The 18,850-nt window shown below is 44.5% G+C and carries 15 protein-coding genes and 1 pseudogene; 7 read left to right on the forward strand and 9 right to left on the reverse strand.

Annotated features, from left to right (window positions below; all coding sequences use genetic code 11):
• Positions 1 to 198: 198 nt before the first annotated feature.
• The 3 genes from DP114_RS23465 to DP114_RS36590 all read left to right on the forward strand — a co-directional run bounded on the left by DP114_RS23465 (position 199) and on the right by DP114_RS36590 (position 3,293).
• Positions 199 to 1,698 carry a site-2 protease family protein gene (locus DP114_RS23465; protein ID WP_171977265.1) on the forward strand — a complete coding sequence of 500 codons (1,500 nt, stop codon included), beginning with the start codon at positions 199 to 201 and terminating at the stop codon, positions 1,696 to 1,698.
• A gap of 188 nt (positions 1,699 to 1,886) precedes the next feature.
• Positions 1,887 to 2,282 (forward strand): Spy/CpxP family protein refolding chaperone, encoded by a 396-nt coding sequence (locus tag DP114_RS23470; protein WP_169267550.1) that lies wholly within the window; start codon positions 1,887 to 1,889, stop codon positions 2,280 to 2,282.
• Between the two features lie 273 nt (positions 2,283 to 2,555).
• Positions 2,556 to 3,293, forward strand: a complete 738-nt coding sequence (locus DP114_RS36590; protein WP_256379406.1) for a transposase — start codon at positions 2,556 to 2,558, stop codon at positions 3,291 to 3,293.
• Between the two features lie 62 nt (positions 3,294 to 3,355).
• Here the strand turns inward: DP114_RS36590 and DP114_RS23485 are convergent, their stop codons facing one another.
• Complete coding sequence (locus DP114_RS23485; protein ID WP_171977266.1) at positions 3,356 to 4,609, reverse strand: glycoside hydrolase family 10-like protein; 1,254 nt, start codon at positions 4,607 to 4,609, stop codon at positions 3,356 to 3,358.
• A 612-nt stretch (positions 4,610 to 5,221) separates the two neighbouring features.
• On the opposite strand from DP114_RS23485, the gene DP114_RS23490 reads away from it, so the two are divergent.
• On the forward strand, positions 5,222 to 6,910 hold the full coding sequence (locus tag DP114_RS23490; protein ID WP_171977267.1) for a hypothetical protein: 1,689 nt from the start codon (positions 5,222 to 5,224) through the stop codon (positions 6,908 to 6,910).
• Positions 6,911 to 7,002: 92 nt separating this feature from the next.
• Here the strand turns inward: DP114_RS23490 and DP114_RS23495 are convergent, their stop codons facing one another.
• The 3 genes from DP114_RS23495 to DP114_RS23505 form a co-directional block, all read right to left on the reverse strand.
• The gene (locus DP114_RS23495) at positions 7,003 to 7,266 is read right to left on the reverse strand and encodes a hypothetical protein (protein ID WP_172195271.1); all 264 of its coding nucleotides are present in this window, start codon (positions 7,264 to 7,266) and stop codon (positions 7,003 to 7,005) included.
• 172 nt (positions 7,267 to 7,438) lie between these two features.
• Positions 7,439 to 8,125, reverse strand: coding sequence for a YdcF family protein (locus tag DP114_RS23500; RefSeq protein ID WP_169268978.1), 687 nt, complete (start codon positions 8,123 to 8,125; stop codon positions 7,439 to 7,441).
• Positions 8,125 to 8,778, reverse strand: coding sequence for a DUF2301 domain-containing membrane protein (locus DP114_RS23505; RefSeq protein WP_169268977.1), 654 nt, complete (start codon positions 8,776 to 8,778; stop codon positions 8,125 to 8,127). Before DP114_RS23505 ends, DP114_RS23500 begins: the two co-directional genes overlap by 1 nt.
• Positions 8,779 to 9,472: 694 nt before the next feature.
• Here DP114_RS23505 and DP114_RS23510 point away from each other — a divergent pair.
• Positions 9,473 to 11,044, forward strand: a complete 1,572-nt coding sequence (locus DP114_RS23510) for a group II intron reverse transcriptase/maturase (RefSeq protein ID WP_169268591.1) — start codon at positions 9,473 to 9,475, stop codon at positions 11,042 to 11,044.
• A 97-nt stretch (positions 11,045 to 11,141) separates the two neighbouring features.
• Here the strand turns inward: DP114_RS23510 and DP114_RS23515 are convergent, their stop codons facing one another.
• Positions 11,142 to 11,948: an SAM hydrolase/SAM-dependent halogenase family protein gene (locus DP114_RS23515; RefSeq protein ID WP_171978280.1), complete on the reverse strand. Its 807-nt coding sequence runs from the start codon at positions 11,946 to 11,948 to the stop codon at positions 11,142 to 11,144.
• Positions 11,949 to 12,090: 142 nt separating this feature from the next.
• On the opposite strand from DP114_RS23515, the gene pirA reads away from it, so the two are divergent.
• Complete coding sequence (gene pirA, locus DP114_RS23520; RefSeq protein WP_169268733.1) at positions 12,091 to 12,246, forward strand: arginine synthesis PII-interacting regulator PirA; 156 nt, start codon at positions 12,091 to 12,093, stop codon at positions 12,244 to 12,246.
• 259 nt (positions 12,247 to 12,505) lie between these two features.
• Positions 12,506 to 13,291: pseudogene (locus DP114_RS23525) on the forward strand (S41 family peptidase); the annotation flags it as partial.
• A gap of 564 nt (positions 13,292 to 13,855) precedes the next feature.
• Here the strand turns inward: DP114_RS23525 and DP114_RS23530 are convergent.
• The 4 genes from DP114_RS23530 to DP114_RS23545 all read right to left on the reverse strand — a co-directional run bounded on the left by DP114_RS23530 (position 13,856) and on the right by DP114_RS23545 (position 17,487).
• Positions 13,856 to 14,428, reverse strand: a complete 573-nt coding sequence (locus DP114_RS23530; protein ID WP_169268731.1) for a GNAT family N-acetyltransferase — start codon at positions 14,426 to 14,428, stop codon at positions 13,856 to 13,858.
• A 76-nt stretch (positions 14,429 to 14,504) separates the two neighbouring features.
• Positions 14,505 to 15,869 (reverse strand): UDP-N-acetylmuramoyl-tripeptide--D-alanyl-D-alanine ligase, encoded by a 1,365-nt coding sequence (locus tag DP114_RS23535; protein WP_171977268.1) that lies wholly within the window; start codon positions 15,867 to 15,869, stop codon positions 14,505 to 14,507.
• 783 nt (positions 15,870 to 16,652) lie between these two features.
• The gene (locus DP114_RS23540; RefSeq protein ID WP_169268729.1) at positions 16,653 to 17,099 is read right to left on the reverse strand and encodes a tellurite resistance TerB family protein; all 447 of its coding nucleotides are present in this window, start codon (positions 17,097 to 17,099) and stop codon (positions 16,653 to 16,655) included.
• 229 nt (positions 17,100 to 17,328) lie between these two features.
• A complete protein-coding gene (locus DP114_RS23545) occupies positions 17,329 to 17,487 on the reverse strand; it encodes a hypothetical protein (RefSeq protein ID WP_171977269.1) in 159 nt (52 codons plus the stop codon).
• Between the last annotated feature and the right edge of the window lie 1,363 nt (positions 17,488 to 18,850).

Consider the following 18,850-nt stretch of genomic DNA (forward strand, 5'->3'; position numbering starts at 1 on the left):
TCACATTATTCGTGGTGATGTATGTGATTCAAATCAGAACCGCTATAATTAAGCCTGACTCAATATCACGCTAATTCGCCACATCAATCTTTAATCAGCGACAGCCTCGTTATAAATTATTAATATCCGTTTAATATCGGCGAACAACTGACTTACTCAGGCTTGGTTTCAAAAGCAAAAGTTTAAAAAGGTTAAAAGATGTTGACTTCTTCAGAAACACCTATTGTCGCCACTGTTGTGCTGGTCGCTTTCGGAATTTTAGGTTGGGGCTTTTATCGCGCCAGACCTTATGGCAAGCTGGGAATTCTAGCGTGGTTACAGTCGGTGATATTGATGATTCCTTGGTTGCTGTTTTTTGGTTTGTTTGCAGCTGGAATTTACGTCAATATAGTAGGCATATTGTTCTTGTTGGTCGTATCCACCGGAGTGTACGTCTTTTTAGGAAGACAGCTGCGAGCAGCCGGACAGGATGCAATACTCAGGCAACGGGCAACCCAAAGGCTTGAAGCTGAGGTCCAGCAGCAAGGTAGTCCTACAAATAATTCCAATCTTCCGGAAGGAACTGCACAGTTAAAACCTGAAGTCTTATCAATTCCTGAAGAAGACTTGAACATGATTAAAGGTATTTTCGGCCTTGATACCTTTTTTACCACAGAAACCATTGCTTACCAGGAAGGGGCTATCTTTAAAGGAAACCTGCGAGGAGAGCCAGAAGCGGTTCATAACACTCTAAGCGCGAGTTTGCAAGAACGTTTAGGTGATAAATATCGTCTATTTATAGTGGAAAATACAGATGGCAAACCTGTAATCATTGTGCTTCCCAGTCGCAATGACCCCCGTCCGATGACATTACCGCAGAAAGTTTTTGCTGTTATCTTGCTGGTGGGAACAATTGCTACAAGTTTGGAAACTGCAGGGCTACTCCTGAATTTTGATTTCTTTTCCAACCCAGAACGTTTCCGAGAAGTTATACCCATCGGTGCTGGAATTTTAACAGTTTTGATAGCTCACGAAATCGGTCATTGGTTGCTCGCCCGTCGTCATCAGATCCGCCTCAGTTGGCCTTACTTTCTTCCCGCGATACAAATTGGTTCGTTCGGTGCTATTACTCGTTTTGAATCTTTACTACCTAACCGCAAGGTACTATTCGATATTTCCCTAGCAGGACCAGCTGTTGGAGGAATTGTATCTTTATTAATGTTGGTGGCTGGATTGCTACTTTCTCACAAAGGTAGTCTATTTCAATTGCCAAATGAGTTTTTCTCTGGTTCAATTCTGGTGGGAACTTTGGCGCGAGTTATTCTTGGTTCGGCATTACAGTCACCTTTGGTCGATATACATCCACTTGTCGTCATTGGTTGGTTAGGGTTGGTCGTTACTGCTTTAAATTTAATGCCAGCAGGTCAACTAGATGGTGGTCGTATTGTCCAAGCGATTTATGGACGAAAAATTGCAGGACGAGCAACAGTAGCAACTCTAATTGTGCTGGTGTTAGTATCTCTGGGTACTCCTTTAGCTTTGTACTGGGCAATTGTGATTGTGTTTTTACAACGAGATTTAGAACGTCCCAGCTTGAATGAAATTAGCGAACCCGATGATGCACGAGCTGCTTTGGGTCTTTTGGCTTTGTTTTTGATGGTTGCTACTCTGCTTCCACTCACTCCGGGTTTAGCAGGGCGTCTGGGAATTGGCGGTTAAAATGTAGTGTTGTTCATCACACTTTCATTCGGGGAAAACTGTAGTGATGAATACAAAACTATAAAAGAAACTCCTAAAAGTTTTCTTCGGTTTCATTGAACCATTCTCATTTTTGCCCAGTCTAAGATAATACAACAAGCGGATCCCTTGTTGGCCACCTAAACCTACAAGAAATTTCGACTTTTGTTATGAAGATGAAAGCTTTGCTTTTGCCCGCAGCTATCATGGTCATGTTCGCTACCTCCCCAGTAATTTTTACTCATGCTGGCGTTGCAGCTCCAGGCAGCCGTGCAGAGGCATGGCAAGCGAAGTTGAACCTGACTGATGCCCAAAAGGCGAAAATGAAAGAAATTCGGGAATCTAGTAAAAAACAAATTGATGCGCTGCTCACTCCAGAGCAACGGACTCAAAAGGAGCAGGCTAGGCAACAACGTAAAAAGCCAAACTTGAATTTGACCGCTGACCAAAAAGCGAAAATGAAAGAAATTAGGCAAAATACCAAAACTCAGATGCAAGCCCTGCTGACTCCAGAACAGCAGCAACAATGGAAGCAAATGCGTGAACAAAAGCGGCAAAGCCAGTAAATCAAGGCAAAAATATCTGCTGTGACGAACTATTAGCTCTTTTTTGAATTTTGAAGTAGGGGTGGGTTTTCAAACCCACCTTTACTTTTTCTCCCCACTTTTCTACCGAAATTATTCGCCGCAGTGCCTCTAGCTTCTAGCTATGGGGGTGTAGGGGCAGGGGAATTTATTCCCTGTCCTAAAAACCATCCTGACGATTATTAGAATTGCTTCTGTAACGATGCGGGAATGGTATTTGTTGAAGATTAAAACCTTGTCGGGTTATCTCGTGGAATTTTAGGTAAACATTGCCTAGATGCCGGATTTGGTCAGTTCTTCAACATTCTTGAACAAACTTGTTTCAAACGCGATGTCTATTTTCAGAAAGTAGATGCACGAAAAACAAGTCAGATTTGCCCAAACTGCGGAACCGAGACAGCTAAAAAAGAATTGTCAGAGCGTAACGCCACTTGCTTCAACGGGGCGGCAGCTTTTCGGGGGAAGCTTCCCCCGAAAACGTGCCTTGGGAACCCCAACGCCCTTCGGGTAAGCGCAAAGCGCACGCTACGCGAACGCAGTCGCCTAGGTCGGGAGACCCTCCTGCAGCGCTGGTCTCACCAGATACCTCTGTCGGGAAACACTCATCAAGTACTGGCTCCCTTCGGGTTCACCAGTCGCCTCTGTCGGGAAACCCTCTGGGTTTGCGTAGCGCCCCCTATGCCTGCGGCACGGCTACGCCTATCGGGGCTAGTTGCACGCCAGTCCCCTGGCTCGGGGGGAACCCCCGCACGGGGCTGGCTCCACAACGCGCTTAACCCGACGCCAGATACCTCTGTCGGGAAACACTCATCAAGTACTGGCTCCGCAAGGCACAACTCTTGGCAGCGCTGGATTCACCGCAACGCAGTGGCTCCTCATGTTTGTTCACATTGCGGCTATACAACCGATAGAGACGTTGCAGCCGCTCAAATAGTCGCAATACGCGGACTTGCAGCCGTAGGGCATACGGTCAAGATGCGCGGCTTCGGGTAAATTCATTGGAATCCCCGTGACGCAAGAATCCCCTTGCCTTTAGGCATGGGGAGTGTCAATTGTTAAGGTTTCCAACCAGCCAGCAGACTTGGATAAGCAACTGATGTTGGGAAAATTTTCTGGAAACTAGCTTGACGTTGTTGTGGTGTTTCACCAGTCATATTCCATAGGGTTTCGTAGAAAAAGAACGAGACTCCAGCAAAGTTGCGTTCTCGCACTTTTTGTATTTGTGTTTGTATTTGTTGCATGGATACGGGTTTGGCTTTTAACCCAGTCATAATACCTATGCTTACTGGTATATGACTTTGTGCTGCTTTCACTTCTGGGCGCTCAAGTTCTTGAACAAAGACATTTAAGTCATCACGGTATATTTGTATAATCAGTTCTTCAATAAGTCCGAGTCGTTCCCACGTTTGCCAGTCTGCTAAAAAGGATTTGTAGGAAAATTCCTGAGGATTAGGCGATACAGAGACAAGACAATTTTTCTTAGTTGCTTTGATTGCCTGGAATACCCGTTTCATGTAGTCAGTTATTTTATTAGCTCTCCACCGTACCCATTCAGCGTCTTGAGAATTTGTTGAAGGAGCTTTACCGCGATGTTCTTTTTTGTACAATGCGACTGTGTAGGCGTCGTATCCCAAGTCATACGGCAAGCCGAAATGGTCATCAAACTGAATACCATCAATGTCGTAGTTTTTAACGATTTCGACAACTAAATCTTGTATAAATTGTTGAACTTCAGGGTGAAAGGGATTTAGCCAAACCCGGTTCTCAGCACCTTCTTTCCAAATTTTACTACCGTCACGGCGGCTGGTCAGCCATTGCGGACGATTTTTGGCGAGTTGTGAGTCAGCGGGTGCCATAAAGCCAAACTCGAACCAGGGAATGACTGTTAGGTTTTTTTGATGCCCGAGTGTGACAATTTCCTTGAGTATATCTCGACCTTGCAGTCCGGGGGCTGGATCAAGCGATCGCCCAGTAACTTTTTGTGCCACTTTGCTCGGGTACAGTGTCCAACCCCAGTTCCAAACAGTAGGATATACAGTGTTAAAGTTTAAGTTTTTCAGGGTTTGTAAAGAGTTTTGCAGGCGATCACGCGCAAACAGCACATTACTATCTATATTCGTTAACCACACCCCGCGTAACTCAGATGTCTGCGGACGCAAAGGAGTATTTTGAGCATATAAAGGAAACGAAAGCAGAATTGCACCTACCATACTTAAACTTACCAAAAGTACGAAAAATGACTGTTTCTTAATTGCCAGAGATTCCTGCGATAGAAGCCTGTGGCACCACTTCACCAATTTTTTCATCATCTACTTGTAAAAAAAATTAGATTTTGTATGAGAAAACTATCAAAAGTGACTTAGAGCAATGGGCAAAAGTTGCTATGTTGCTTGTACATAGCATGCCCGCTTAGCGATACTAGTAACATATATTGTTTATCTTTTTTCAAGATTTATAGTTTCTGCCGTCTGGTCGATTATATGTGCTAACATATACTCAACATCGAAGCTCACAACCGAATCAGCAGCGAACTCTTGCGCGTGAGCCTGCCCGAATCGTCACCAAGAGACAAGTTGCTTTCTTGGGGAGGATGTCAATCAGTAATCATTCTGAGTTTTTCTCCCTCTAAATCACCCAATCAGGTCACTCAGTAGGGTGAGGTATTTTCACCTGACCTAAATCTAGTATAAAAACAAAGGAACAACAGACAATAATAGTCGCGTCTGTCTTCACATCTGTCTCGAAACAGAGGCGCTTTAATTATCCCAAATCCTTCTTATTATGAGGGATAATAAACTCATTTGTTCTGGATAGAGTTTATAGTTATTAGTTTCTGTCTGTTGACGCATACTAATATCTATTGACTAATATACAGACGTTAAATTTATTATCTTCACTATACTTAACTTTATCTTACTTCTATGAAAAACACTCTCAAAAATTATAGTACTACGAAACAAGCACAATTTTTCACAGCGTTAGTTTTATCTGGGATTTTGTCTGTTGGTTGCAGTTTATGGGCTATAAAAAGTGCGACTGCTGCCCCCGCAAACTATTTTGCAGATACGGCAAACCAAGTCCTAAAAGAAAATATTAAAACTAATAACTTACCGCGTACAGTTGCTTCTGCGATACTACAAGATTTATCTAACCGAGAACCAACTGCGACTAAAAAACTAGAAATTATTGACTACACTCAACGGACTTGGCGTAACGGATGCATGGATTTACCGAATCCAGACGAACTTTGCACTCAAGCATTAGTTCCTGGTTGGCGAGTTGTCCTCTCGAATGGTAATCAAACATGGATTTATCATACCGATAGCAATGGGCGTTCTATTCGCTTAGCAAATCCGTATATTCTGACAAGTGTGGCACAAAACTTTCCAAATTATATAGAGGATGCTGTTTTGCAAGCCGCATCCCAACGCTTGAATTTACCAACGTCTGAATTTACTATCATTCAAGCTCAACAGCAGACTTGGAACAATGGCTGTTTGAACTTACCAAGGTCAGATGAAGCTTGTACTCAGGCTTTAGAAAAGGGTTGGCGGGTCGTTGTCAAAGCAACTAACCAAACCTTGGTTTATCATACTAATGCAACAGGTTCCAAAATCAGGTTTAATAAAAACGAAAGCAACTTCAGTGAAGGCAAGTTACCAGCAATAGTTAGAGATGCTGTGTTGCGTCGGGCAACTGAAGAGTCGAGTTTACCTGCAAGTTCGCTCTCGATTGTTGCATCTCAACCAACTCGATGGAATGGGTGCGAGCTTCAGAATAATGCTTATCCTTGTGACAACGCCATTTCTGGTTGGCAAGTTACAGTAGCTGCTGGGCTAAATCGTTGGGTGTTTTTCACTGATGAGCGCGGTTCTCGAATTCAACTTTCACAGCAGTATGGTGAAACACCTAATGTCAACTTACCCAGAGACATTGCTGAGAGAGTTTTGGTACGAGCCTCTAAGCGTTTAGGAGCACCGATTTCGCAAGTACGGATAGTTGAAGTCAAACAAAGACAATGGCCCGATAGTTGTTTGGGTCTAGCAGATCCGTCAACTGTATGTGCTGCAGTTATAGTACCAGGTTGGGAGGTCACTGTCAGTGATGGACAACAACGCTTGGTTTATCGTGTTGGCGAATCAGGTGCTGTTTTTCTTGATGAAAAGGCTAGCCCAGTTGCTGATGATAATAATACATCGCTCAAGCCAATTTCCATCCCCAGAAGTGAGTTACCACCACCTTTAGATAGCAGTGTGATTTTTCGACAAATCTCCAGTGGTGGCTTTGCTGGCAGAACATACGAAACTGTTTTGCTCGAGGACGGACGTCTGATTCGTGTTCGGATTGGTGATACAAATGATTCTGAGCGTCGCATTCGCCGCATTCCTCATGAACTTGTAGAAAGGTTTCAGCAATTGCTTGAACGGCAAAGCGATGAATTCCGAAACATAAGTTATCCAGCACCCAACGGCGCTGCTGATTACATCACATACACTCTGACTAGCCGCGATGGTACGGTTAAATACAACGACATTTCTCAAAATAGCCTACCCAAAGATTTACGGCTCATAGTCAAAGCTTGGAACCGAATAAGCAATCGCTCTCAGTAAAGGATAGAAAATTGGAGACAGGGAATAGGAAAAACTTATAATATCAAGTTCGGTTAATTACTTACAATAAAAAACCTCACCCCGCCCTATGCCTAACGGCACGCTACGCTATCGGGCACCCCTCTCCTTAGCAAGGAGAGCCAGTGCGTTGCGGAGAGCAGCGCCTTGCGGTGAATCCAGCGCTGCAGGCGGGTTTCCCGCCGTAGGCGACTGGTGAACCCGGAGGGAGCCAGTACTGCAGGAGGGTTTCCCTCCGTAGGTATCTGGCGTTGGGGTTCCCCCAAAGTCTGCCGGGGGAAGCAACCCAAGCGGCGAGCTTTGACCGTTGTGGCGACTGCGGGGGGTTCCCAAGGCACGTTTTCGGGGGAAGTTTCCCCCGAAAAGCTGCCGCCCCGTTGTAGCACCTGGCGTGAGGGGATGGGGGTGAGGTTCTTCGTTTTTTATAAGTGTTCATCCGGACATGATATAACCTCTAAACTGTTCTCGTCTCCTAGCTTTAAAGAAAGTGATCGTAAAATTACGTTTTTTTCAAACTTTCCAATTTACAAATAGCGCATAAATAAAAGCGATAATTTCAGAAATGACTGTTCGCACACCTTCGCTTGAAACCCACCATTTCTTTGGATCGTAATCTGATGGATTCGCAGCAATCACACCTACTTTGATGGGAGCAAGGACTTGTTTGTATATCAACCAGCTTCTACGAGCATGGGCGTCATTCGTAAACAGATTAACTGATTCTAACTGGTCATTTGAATTTAAGAGCTTCTGACGAAATGCCACAGCAGATGCATGAGTACGATCCTTAATAACGTGAGGTGTAGGAACAACGACTAGTTTTTCTTTTGGCACGCCCAGTTTTTTGAGAGTGGCTGCAGCAATTTCTGCATAATTCTTGTATTCAGCGAGATAAAACCCTCTTTCCACCGGAATTCCTGTTGTAAAAATTTGCCGATAGGAATTGTTGGAAAATTCGCTAAACGCTTGTAGAAGTGCTTCGTCTGTTATCCATCCTTCCACAACTAGTGCGTCTGCTTTGATGGGAGAAGTGACTGCCAGAAATGAATGTATGTGAGTTATCGTGAAAATCAAAAAAAGAGCGCCAGTTGCGAACACACTCACCCATCCTTGAAGGGTAAGCGTCCACGTTTGTCGCCGTTTGAGTAAACGAATTTTGGGGAATTTTTGGTTTTTGTAAGGAACTTTTGCAGGCATTACACCTTATCTGAACGATTTGCTTTCAGATATTCAAACACAGATTTATCTCCAATATCCGGAGGAATTGCTTGTACTGCCTTACGTAAGGCAAACACCAAAAACAAAATTGCCCACAGTCCGAGTATGACCTTTTCTGCCTGTATTGGCAAAATACCAAACATATGTCCCAGCAACAGCAATGGAATCATGGGTGTCAGTATCTTGGTTTCAAAACGATTAAAGCAAAATGCTTCTTTGAAGTAAATCCCTGTTAAGGCTGCAAAGATAAAGCCTACTCCCAGCAAGGTGAGTGGTTGAGTGTAAATGGTTATGGCTAAAGGTTCACTGTTAGATAATGCCAGTATGACTGCAGTGACACTGCCAATAACCCAAAAAACTTGTAAAACTCGGTGCAGAAATGCCATGTATATGTGAATCGTTAGTAAACTGACACCAAGACCAACACTGAAACAGGCATACAAAAGGGTTAGTAGTTGAAAATCTGGGTTATTGTTTAGCAAAACCAAAGCGCTGCCTATGGCAAAACTCACCGCAGCTACCATTAACCCCGCGCGGTAGATGATTACGCCTGTGCGATCGCCCTCAGTTATCGTAAATTCGCCAAACTGACCTTGATAAATTTCTGGTGCAGATACTGTTTGCTGAATCATAGCAATTTTAGATTTAGGATTTGAATGAGTTGGTCGTAATAACCAAAAATTTTTTACCTACAATTTCTATAATAAGAATCTTTTCTGGTGTGTTATCTTGGCTGAGGTTTGAGAAATTTTCATCTGACGCTTGCTTCTGGGCTGTGCGATTCGTTGATATCTGAATCACGGTTAAAATCCGCAAAATAAGATATCCAGTCAATCATTTTTGACTGAACTCTAGACAAAAGATGTAGGTGAAAGCCCTATCCTCCAAGTTCAGGAGTGACTCCTTACCTGTCCACACCGAGCAAACTCGGAATTTTGCAGAGTGAAGCTGGAAGCAGGGCGCAATCAGACGGCAGTTATGGGCTGACACTGGCGCTAACAGGGAGTGTACAAGGTGAGACAGAACCTAAAAAAGCAACCCAAAGTAAAGCAGGGCATAACATAAAAACCCCTGACTTCGTTAGAGACAAAACCCCGTCGATGTTAGTCCAGCAAGCGACAAGAACAAGGGGTTCTAACGGTTGAAGTGGTTACACCTAAAATACACAAAACAATCTAATCTAGGGAACGAAGAAAAACGGGTTAGGAGTCTTGAGAAAGGTCGAAAACTCAGGTAAACCAGACGAGAGGTGTAAACCTCCTAACACGGGTAGGATACGGCGTAATTGCTGTAAGGTGTTCAGAAAACATTCTTAGGAGTCAGAGCATGATTAGACACAGTAGCAATACTAGTGAATCTTGGAGCAAATTACCCTGGAAGAAATTCCGGCGCAATTTATTCCGCCTACAAGTTAGAGTGTTCAAAGCAGTTAAAGCAGGAGACATGCGGAAAGCGCGGTCACTTCAGAAACTGATTCTGAAATCCAAAGCTGCACGGCTATTGGCTATACGTCAAGTAACTCAGCTTAATGCTGGTAAGAGGACTGCGGGTATTGATGGCAAAGCGTCCCTCAACTTTGAAGAACGCCTTGCACTTGAGGAACACCTCAAGCTCAATTACTCTAATTGGCATCATAACAGATTACGGGAAATCCCGATACCTAAAAAGGACGGAACATTCCGGACTTTAAAAGTCCCCACTATCACAGACAGAGCATGGCAATGCCTTGCAAAGTTTGCTCTAGAACCAGCACATGAAGCAACATTCCATGCACGGAGCTATGGATTCAGAACAGGACGCTCAGCACATGATGCACAGAGACAAGTCCTCAACAGCCTAAACTCCTACGCAAATGGAATAGAAAAGCGAGTAATAGAACTCGATATCGAAAAATGCTTCGACCGGATAAGCCACACAACTATCATGGATAACTTGATAGCACCAAAAGGGATGAAAATTGGTATCTTTCGATGCCTAAAAGCCGGAATACATCCCAACTTTCCAGAACAAGGAACCCCCCAAGGTGGTGTGGTAAGTCCCCTACTAGCTAATATTGCACTCAATGGAATAGAAAGTGTCCACAGGTATCACAACCAAGGGTCAAAGATAACCGATAGGACATCTCCTAACAAGATAATAGAACCAACCGTCCGCTACGCTGACGACATGGTAATTTTTCTTAAACCCAAAGATAATGCAAAAGAAATACTTGAAAAGATAAGCCAATTCCTAGCAGAAAGAGGAATGAAAATCAGTGAGAAGAAAACCAAGATAACCGCATCGACAGATGGTTTCGACTTTTTAGGCTGGCACTTCAAGGTACAGAACAACGGGAAAGTAAGAAGCACTCCCTCGCTGGAGAACTTCAAGAAATTCCGTCAAAAAGTAAAAACTATCGTCAACTGCTCTAATTATGGTTCCGAGGTAAAAGCTGAGAAATTAGCCCCCTTGGTTAGAGGATGGAGGAATTACCACCGCTTCTGCAAAATGGATGGAGCACGGTTCTCACTATGGTTCACCAGACGCAAAGCATTCAAGGTATTCAACAAAGAAACAAAGAATGACAGATGGTCATGCGCAACGCTGACTAACAAAGCATTCCCAGCAGTTTCTTGCTCCGAAAGAAAATATGTCATGGTCAAAGGTAACAAATCACCGTACGACGGAGACATCCAGTACTGGAGCGAGCGTAACAGCAAGCTCTACGATGGCGAAACCTCTAAAGCCTTAAAACGGCAAAACCATGCATGTGGTCACTGCGGCATGAAGATGCTACCAGGTGAAACAATCCACCTACATCATGTAGATGGTAACCACCAGAACTGGAAAGCAAACAATCTTCTAGCCATACATCAAAGTTGTCACAACTACATCCACATGAGCAAGGGGAAACCTTAGAACATCGGGAGCCGGATGCACGGAAACGGGCACGTCCGGATCTAACTGAGAGGGACGGAGCATAATAGCTCCTCTCGACTCAAACCACAAAAAACTGCTAGCTTTCAAAAGCCACTTCTACTGTATCTCCAAACTTGAGGTGCAACTGTGATTGTGCGTTACCGCTATTGATAGCAATTTCTACCCAGCCGTGACTTTCAACCAGTGCAATCGCATCCCCAACTTTGACATCACTATAAGTTTCACATCCTCTGATCGTTAACCCAGCTGCTTTCACACACCAAGTTTTGCCTTGGATGTAACTCCCTGGAATGTTGGTGACTAAGTTACCAAAGTGGTCAATATATTGAATCGAACCTACAATACCAGTTTCTGTTAAAATACATTCTGCTATGTCCAGTTGTACCAAAGCTGCGGAATCAATGAGATTCCCCAGTTCTGTCAAGGGGACTCCGCAGGCAAGGTGTGCAGCAACTGGTGCAAAGATATCCCTCCCGTGAAAAGTCCTGGAGGGTTCAGCAGTTCTCCAGTAATCAGGGTTTGTTAATTCTACAACTGTGATTGCCCTGAGTGAGTCTCCCCGCTGGAGCATTGCCGGACTTTGACTCAATAATCCGCTAAAGATACCATTATCTGGTCCGACTAGATACCCTTTGGCAAATTCTACTGCGATCGCTCGTCGCCTTCCTCCTACACCCGGATCGACGACTGCTAAATGCACTGTCCCATCCGGAAAGTAAGGGTAAGCATTCATCAGGCAAAACCTAGCCGCTGCAATGTTTTGCGGCGGTATTTGGTGCGTCAAGTCTATCACTCTCAGTTCTGGGTTGATTTGGGAAATAACTCCCTTCATCACGCCGACATAAATATCGCGATCGCCAAAATCGCTGAGCATAGTGATCATGAGATGAGGATGCATCTGGATGCAATATATTTCTGGTTGATTAATATATATTAAATTTATTTTGTCTGTAACATAAGCTACGAAAAATTTGTTATGTTAGGGAAAGGTGATATTTATAGAAACACAATAGGTAAACGATTAAATGATTAAGAACAGAGTGGAAGTCGTAAAAAAGGCACGGAAAACACATCAACTGAATATCATCAGAAGCTTACAACATCGCCTAGAAGTAGCTAGAGCCAAAGGCGACGACAGTTTGGTTCGCCAACTGGAAGCTGAAATGAAGTACTTTAGTTAAGTCAAGATTTTTTGTTCTAATTCATAGTTTTGTTGTGTGTTAGCCCGCTAAGCGCGGGTTTTTATTCAATTGTCTGTATATAGTTCGCGATGGATTCTCTAGATAAGAGAGAAAGGTATTAGCTAGGATCGCAGCTTGAGTGCGATCGCCTTTGGGCAGACGCAATGATGCGTATCGCGCAAATTCAAGCAAGTCAGAATGTGCGAGATTGGAATTAATGGTTCAATTAATTCCCATTGCTCTTGAGTAAGGTTGGTGGAGCACGGAGGGCTTGGATAGGAATGGGGCGGTGAACCTGATTCGGGGACTTGTGGGTTCATCAGTCACCTTAACGATTCGGCGCAACGGGCAAGAGCAAGACTATACGCTGCAACGCCGCCGTATTGAAATTAACCCAGTCCGCTTCTTTGTTGAACAAGGACCTGGCGGTGCTGTCGGCTATATTCGGTTGACTGAGTTCAATGCTAAAGCCGCTGATGAAATGCGATCAGCAATAGACAATTTAGAATCGCAGGGCGTAGTCGGCTATGTGCTGGATTTGCGGGATAACTCTGGCGGGTTGCTCGATTCCAGCATTGAGATTGCTCGCATGTGGCTTCAGGACGGGTTGATTGTGTCTACGGTCGATCGCCAAGGCGTGTCTGAGCAAGATAGCGCCAACGGAACCGCAATCACCGACAAACCTCTGGTCGTCCTAGTGAATGGAGAGTCTGCCAGTGCCAGTGAAATTCTCTCCGGTGCCCTGCAAGACAACGAACGAGCGGTGTTGGTGGGCAGCAAAACCTTTGGTAAAGGGCTGGTGCAGTCGCCGCTCGACTTGAGCGATGGCTCTGGTTTGATTGTCACCATAGCGAAGTATCTCACCCCCAGCGGTCGCGATATTAACCGCGCGGGCATCGGACCTGATGTGGATGTGGAACTCACCGATGAGCAGCAGCAAGAACTCTTCGTCCGTGCTAGTAACAAGATTGGGACTCAAGACGATTTGCAATACGTCAAAGCGCTGGAAATTCTCAACCAACAGATTGCTCAGCGGCAGGGAAGGAAAGCAGAAAGTCCTCACTTACTGGGGAAAGTAATCGAATGGAAACTGCAAGCAGATGGTAGAACTCTGCGCGATCGCCTGGTCTCCACTCGCAGGGGAACGTAATCGAATGGAAACCTGTTACACTCGTTACCTGAGAACGTAACCGTGTATATCCCCACTTGCGCTTGGAAAGTAATCGAATGGAAATAACACTTCCACAAAACCGTCATTAAAGCTATAAAACAAAACTCACCCCAAACGATCGGCACCTACATTGGGAGATGATATGAAAAAATCAATAGTTATAGCCGTTGCCAGGTAGATTAGGACATGAACTCATGAAAAAATATGGACATTACGAGACTTTCAAACTTCTTGACAAGTTAAGCATTTCCTATTCCCTGTTAAGCGTTAAGCGCGATGCACTGCGCCGCCCTGAGCTTTGTCGAACGACCGACCAAGTGTTCCCTGTTCCCTACGTCCTAATAGAGTTGGCTATAGCTATATCATTAAGGCAGCAGGGGTGCAGCCAAGCGCTCGGGTGCTCGGGTGCTTGGCTGCTCCCTTTTCCCTCTTAAAACTTCAGTTGAAATTGCGAATCTGCATCTGTATCCATTCACGATCAACGATCGCATACAGCAACGAATCTTGCCACTCACCCTTAACCCATTCATACTCTCGCAAATACCCCTCCTGTCGCATCCCGATTTTTACCAAAATTCGCATTGAGAGAGTATTTTTCGGGTTAGACGTTGCAAAAATCCGATGCATATTGAGTTGCTGGAAACCAAAGTGTAAGACTTTTCCTGCAGCTTCGGTTGCATATCCTTGCCCCCAATATTGCTTATCTAAGCTATATCCAATTGAACCTTCTAGCTTGTCTGGATTTGTTATGGAAAGGCGACAGGTACCAATGAATTGTTTGTCATCTTTTAAAGTAATTGCTAAAGTAAAATGCCGACGGGGTTGTTGGCGTTGTAATTTAATTTGTGTTTGCAAAAATAACTTGGTATCTTCTTCACTATTAGGACCAAACGGCAGATAGTGAACAACTTCTGGATCACAGGCGTAGTTATGAATTCCTTCCCAATCTGATTTTGTCAAATCCCTGAGAATAAGACGTTGTGTTTCTAGCGGTAGATTAATGTTCATCACTTAAGTAATTATTATTTGTTAATCGCTATTTGCTAATCGCACGATTCACAATTCGCAATTAGTCATCAGCTAAGAACTACAAAATTTCTTTAGCAAATTCTGTACGGAACTGATTTACCACTTTATCTAGTCCCACTGAATGCGCTGCCTTAAAAAGAATCCTATCACCTTCTTGTACAAAAGTCTTTAAAGAGGCAACTAAATCTGCATGAGTTGTAAAACACATCTGAGAAATACCTTCGGCACTCTTGGCTATGGCTAAAGCATCTTCTCCATCCACCAATACTAATAAAGCATCTAAATTTAATTTTCGCACCGTTTCTCCTACTTGCTGATGTAACTGGTGCGATCGCTCTCCCAATTCCTTCATTGCACCCAAGACAGCAATCCGTCGTTTTCCTGGTGTCTCTGCTAATAAATGTAACGCCGCTTGCATAGCTTCTGGTGCAGCATTATAAGTCTCATCTAAGATTACCACATCATTGAGTAAAGTAAAACGTTGCGATCGCCCCCCCGGCATATCTACCCTCACACCCGATTTCAAACACGACCAATCAATACCCAGCACCTTTGCCACCGCTAAAGCTGCCAAAAAGTTACTTGCGTTGTGCCGTCCTGGCAATGGTAAAGGCAATTGCATTCCTGTCACTTCCAAGGTGTCACTATCAATTAAATTGCCATGAATATCGCCACCAGAAAAGCCATAAGTCAAAACTTCTCCTTGCCAAACTCTCGCTGCTGTTTCCATCAATAGCGGATTATCATAATTGAGGATTGCCACACCATCTTTGGGCATTTGAGCCAGTAACTCACATTTTGCCTGAGCAATAGCCTCCTCTGAACCCAGTAACTCAATGTGCGCAGTTCCCACATTAGTAATGACACCAATAGTCGGACGCGCGATTTCTGTCAGTTCAGCAATTTGCCCCTTTCCCCGCATCGCCATTTCAATAACGGCGAAATCATGTTCTGCGCTCAATTGCAACAGTGTTTTTGGCACACCAATTTCGTTATTGTAATTTCCATAAGTCTTGAGGACTGTTCCTTGTGTTGATAAAGTAGCAGCAATGAGTTCCTTGGTTGTGGTTTTACCCACAGAACCCGTAACCCCAATCACTGGAATAGAAAACTGTTCACGCCACCACCTACCAATTTTTTGATATGCTTCGAGCGTGTCTTTGACTTGTAAGACGGGAAATTTAGAATTCTCGTATTCAAAATCAACGATCGCAGCCATTGCACCTTTTTCTATTGCCATTGGCACAAAATCGTGTCCATCAAACTTTTCACCGCGTAAAGCCACGAATACTTCACCCCTGCTGAGTATACGGGAATCTGTTTCGATTCCACTGCTGAAATTTGCCAAAGCAGCTTCAGATAAGTTTGCTGCTTTGGCACAAAGAACTTCAATCAGTTGGCTAATGGTGGCAGAGAAAGGCATAAGCAATTCAAAATCCAAAATTCAGAGTGAAGTCGCCAAGAAAATCGGTGCTAGCAGGTTGTCTAGCCACCTAGTACCGCTGCTTTGGAATTCGCAAGCAGCAGAAATGGACTGCGTCCCGCTGCGCTAACAAAATTCAAAAAGCTTACATTATAAGCTTTTCGCTAATTTTGAATCGTAGCTTTATTTCCGCCTTTGTTGTACTAGTAGTATGCAAATCAAATGCCTTACAGCATAACACTTAGAGCTTTTGGATTCCAAAATTTCTCGTTGAAATTCAACAAGACAGCCCAGTTAATGCCGCAACGGGTGCGGGGGTAAGGGTGTGTTGCAAGAGCGCCAAAGTCTGCCGGGGGGATACTCCCCCCGGCGTTAGCGGTTGATCGTGCCATGTCGTCGGCTGCTTTACCCCTACGGGGCGCTGAGTGCCGTAGGCTGGGTGTAGGGAACCCTCCTTCCCTCCTCATCCAAATTTGCTGACAATATAAAGTTAAGAAATGTAAAATTTTTATATGTTTTTATTAAATTTAGAATCAAAACAACTTTAAAACATTGAAAAGGTATAGCCGTTGCCAGGTAGATTAGGACATGAACTAATGAGAAAATACGGGCATCACGAGATTTTCAACCCTGTTTCGTGTTTCCTGTTAAGCGTTAAGCGTAACAACAGTCTAGAATCCTGGTTTTTTCAAAGCCAGGAGAGTTCAAATGCTAAACGTGCTGCTTTGAGGATTTCCCAAAGCAGGCAATTGGCTTTACCGTTGGGCTTTGGGGCGGGGTGAGCTATCCCCGATTTTTGACCAACATCACTTGCACAATCTGTATAGCGATATAACCAGAGATTCCCAAATCTTGAGACAAATCGTTTAAAAACTCAAGCTCTTCTTGAGGAGAAACTCCATCGGCTAAAACCAAATCGGTGGCGATCGCAAAAGCTGTTTCTCGCAAGTCGTATGGTAAAGATTCTTTGGCTGAATGAAACAAAGCATTTATGCCTTCCCACTTGAGAATATTCAGGAGTTTCTCAAACATCCTGTTTATTTCATCGTTGGAATAATATCTGAAAAGCTTCATACCCGACAGCACTGATAAAATACCACGTGCCTGCTCATCAGAGAGGTTTCCATCTGAGGCTGTAGCAGCCAAAGCAATTGCTGCGATTGCTTCCGGTTGACTCAGTGCTTCTTGAACTTGGCTTTCTCCACCAAACATTTTGTCGAATAGACCCATTACAGTTTACTCCATTGCTAGCGTCTTGATCGCGATACACTTACTCGTACTTGGGAAGTCATTGTGCGACGCTGTGAGACTTCTATATGTTTCAGTGTTCCCAAGATTTCTTGCTAGCGAACACTCAAACTTAATGGTTTTCGACAAATAATAAATTTTTGACTTCTTATCAACCCAACCTTACCTTACCAAAGCCCCTGTGCTGATAGCCTCTACAGAAAGACGACTCTTAGTGAAGTCGTCTGGTGTCTAGGCGAATACCTGTTTTTTCCATAGTTTCGATAAATGCCAAACCTAAGCCAGAAAAGACCATAAGTAGGAGTACCGAACCCAAGAAGGCGTTTACGAGCATTTGAAGGGCTTCATCGAAAAAAATATAACTAGTCATTGTTTTGTCTCCCGAACTTATAGAGTGCTAGTACCTATTTCTTTCTTCACACCGTGATTGGCATTTTTCGTTCATAGGAGACTAGCATTTGCATCTTAACAAAACTTTAGCTCTTTCATAACGAAACTTAGATTTTTTATTCTTGAAGTTCAGATAAACTTTCAGTGCTGTTTTGTTAAACCAATTACTAAGGTGAATAACTAATAGAAAAGAAGTTTCAATAAGTCTATAGAATTTATTCATTAAATGAGTAAACTTAGTTACATGCTTACTATAGGAATCCGGTTTTATTTGGTGAGACCAGTGCTTGATGAGGGTTTCCCGACCTAGGCATCTGGCGTAAGCGCAAAGCGCACGCTGCGCGTTCGCTCTTAGCGTGCGCTTGCGCTTACGCCGTAAGGCGTGCGCTTTGCGCATACCCGAAGGGGGGTTCCCAAGGCAGCTTTTGGGGGGAAGCGGGGGAACATAACGTGCCGCCCCGTTGTAGCATCTGGCGTGAGGGTACCGGAGGCGGGTGAGGTTCCTCGTTTTTATAAGTGTTTATCCGGACATGATATCACTCAAAATCTCACCCTCGTTTTCAACGTAGCCACAATATTTCCCTCTCCTTAATAAGGAGAGCCAGTGCGTTGCGGTGAGACCAGTGCTTGATGAGGGTTTCCCGACCTAGGCATCTGGCGTAAGCGCAAAGCGCACGCTGCGCGTTCGCTCTTAGCGTGCGCTTGCGCTTACGCCGTAAGGCGTGCGCTTTGCGCATACCCGAAGGGGGGTTCCCAAGGCAGCTTTTGGGGGGAAGCGGGGGAACATAACGTGCCGCCCCGTTGTAGCACTTGGCGTGAGGGTACCGGAGGCGGGTGAGGTTCCTCGTTTTTATAAGTGTTTATCCGGACATGATATCACTCAAAATCTCACCCTCGTTTTCAACGTAGCCACAATATTTCCCTCTCCTTAATAAGGAGAGCCAGTGCGTTGCGGTGAGACCAGTGCTTGATGAGGGTTTCCCGACCTAGGCATCTGGCGTAAGCGCAAAGCGCACGCTGCGCGTTCGCTCTTAGCGTGCGCTTGCGCTTACGCCGTAAGGCGTGCGCTTTGCGCATACCCGAAGGGGGGTTCCCAAGGCAGCTTTTGGGGGGAAGCGGGGGAACATAACGTGCCGCCCCGTTGTAGCACCTGGCGTGAGGGTACCGGAGGCGGGTGAGGTTCCTCGTTTTTATAAGTGTTTATCCGGACATGATATCACTCAAAATCTCACCCTCGTTTTCAACGTAGCCACAATATTTCCCTCTCCTTAATAAGGAGAGCCAGTGCGTTGCGGTGAGACCAGTGCTTGATGAGGGTTTCCCGACCTAGGCATCTGGCGTAA

Origin of the sequence: Brasilonema sennae CENA114 (assembly GCF_006968745.1) — a bacterium.
Taxonomy (GTDB): Bacteria; Cyanobacteriota; Cyanobacteriia; order Cyanobacteriales; family Nostocaceae; genus Brasilonema; species Brasilonema sennae.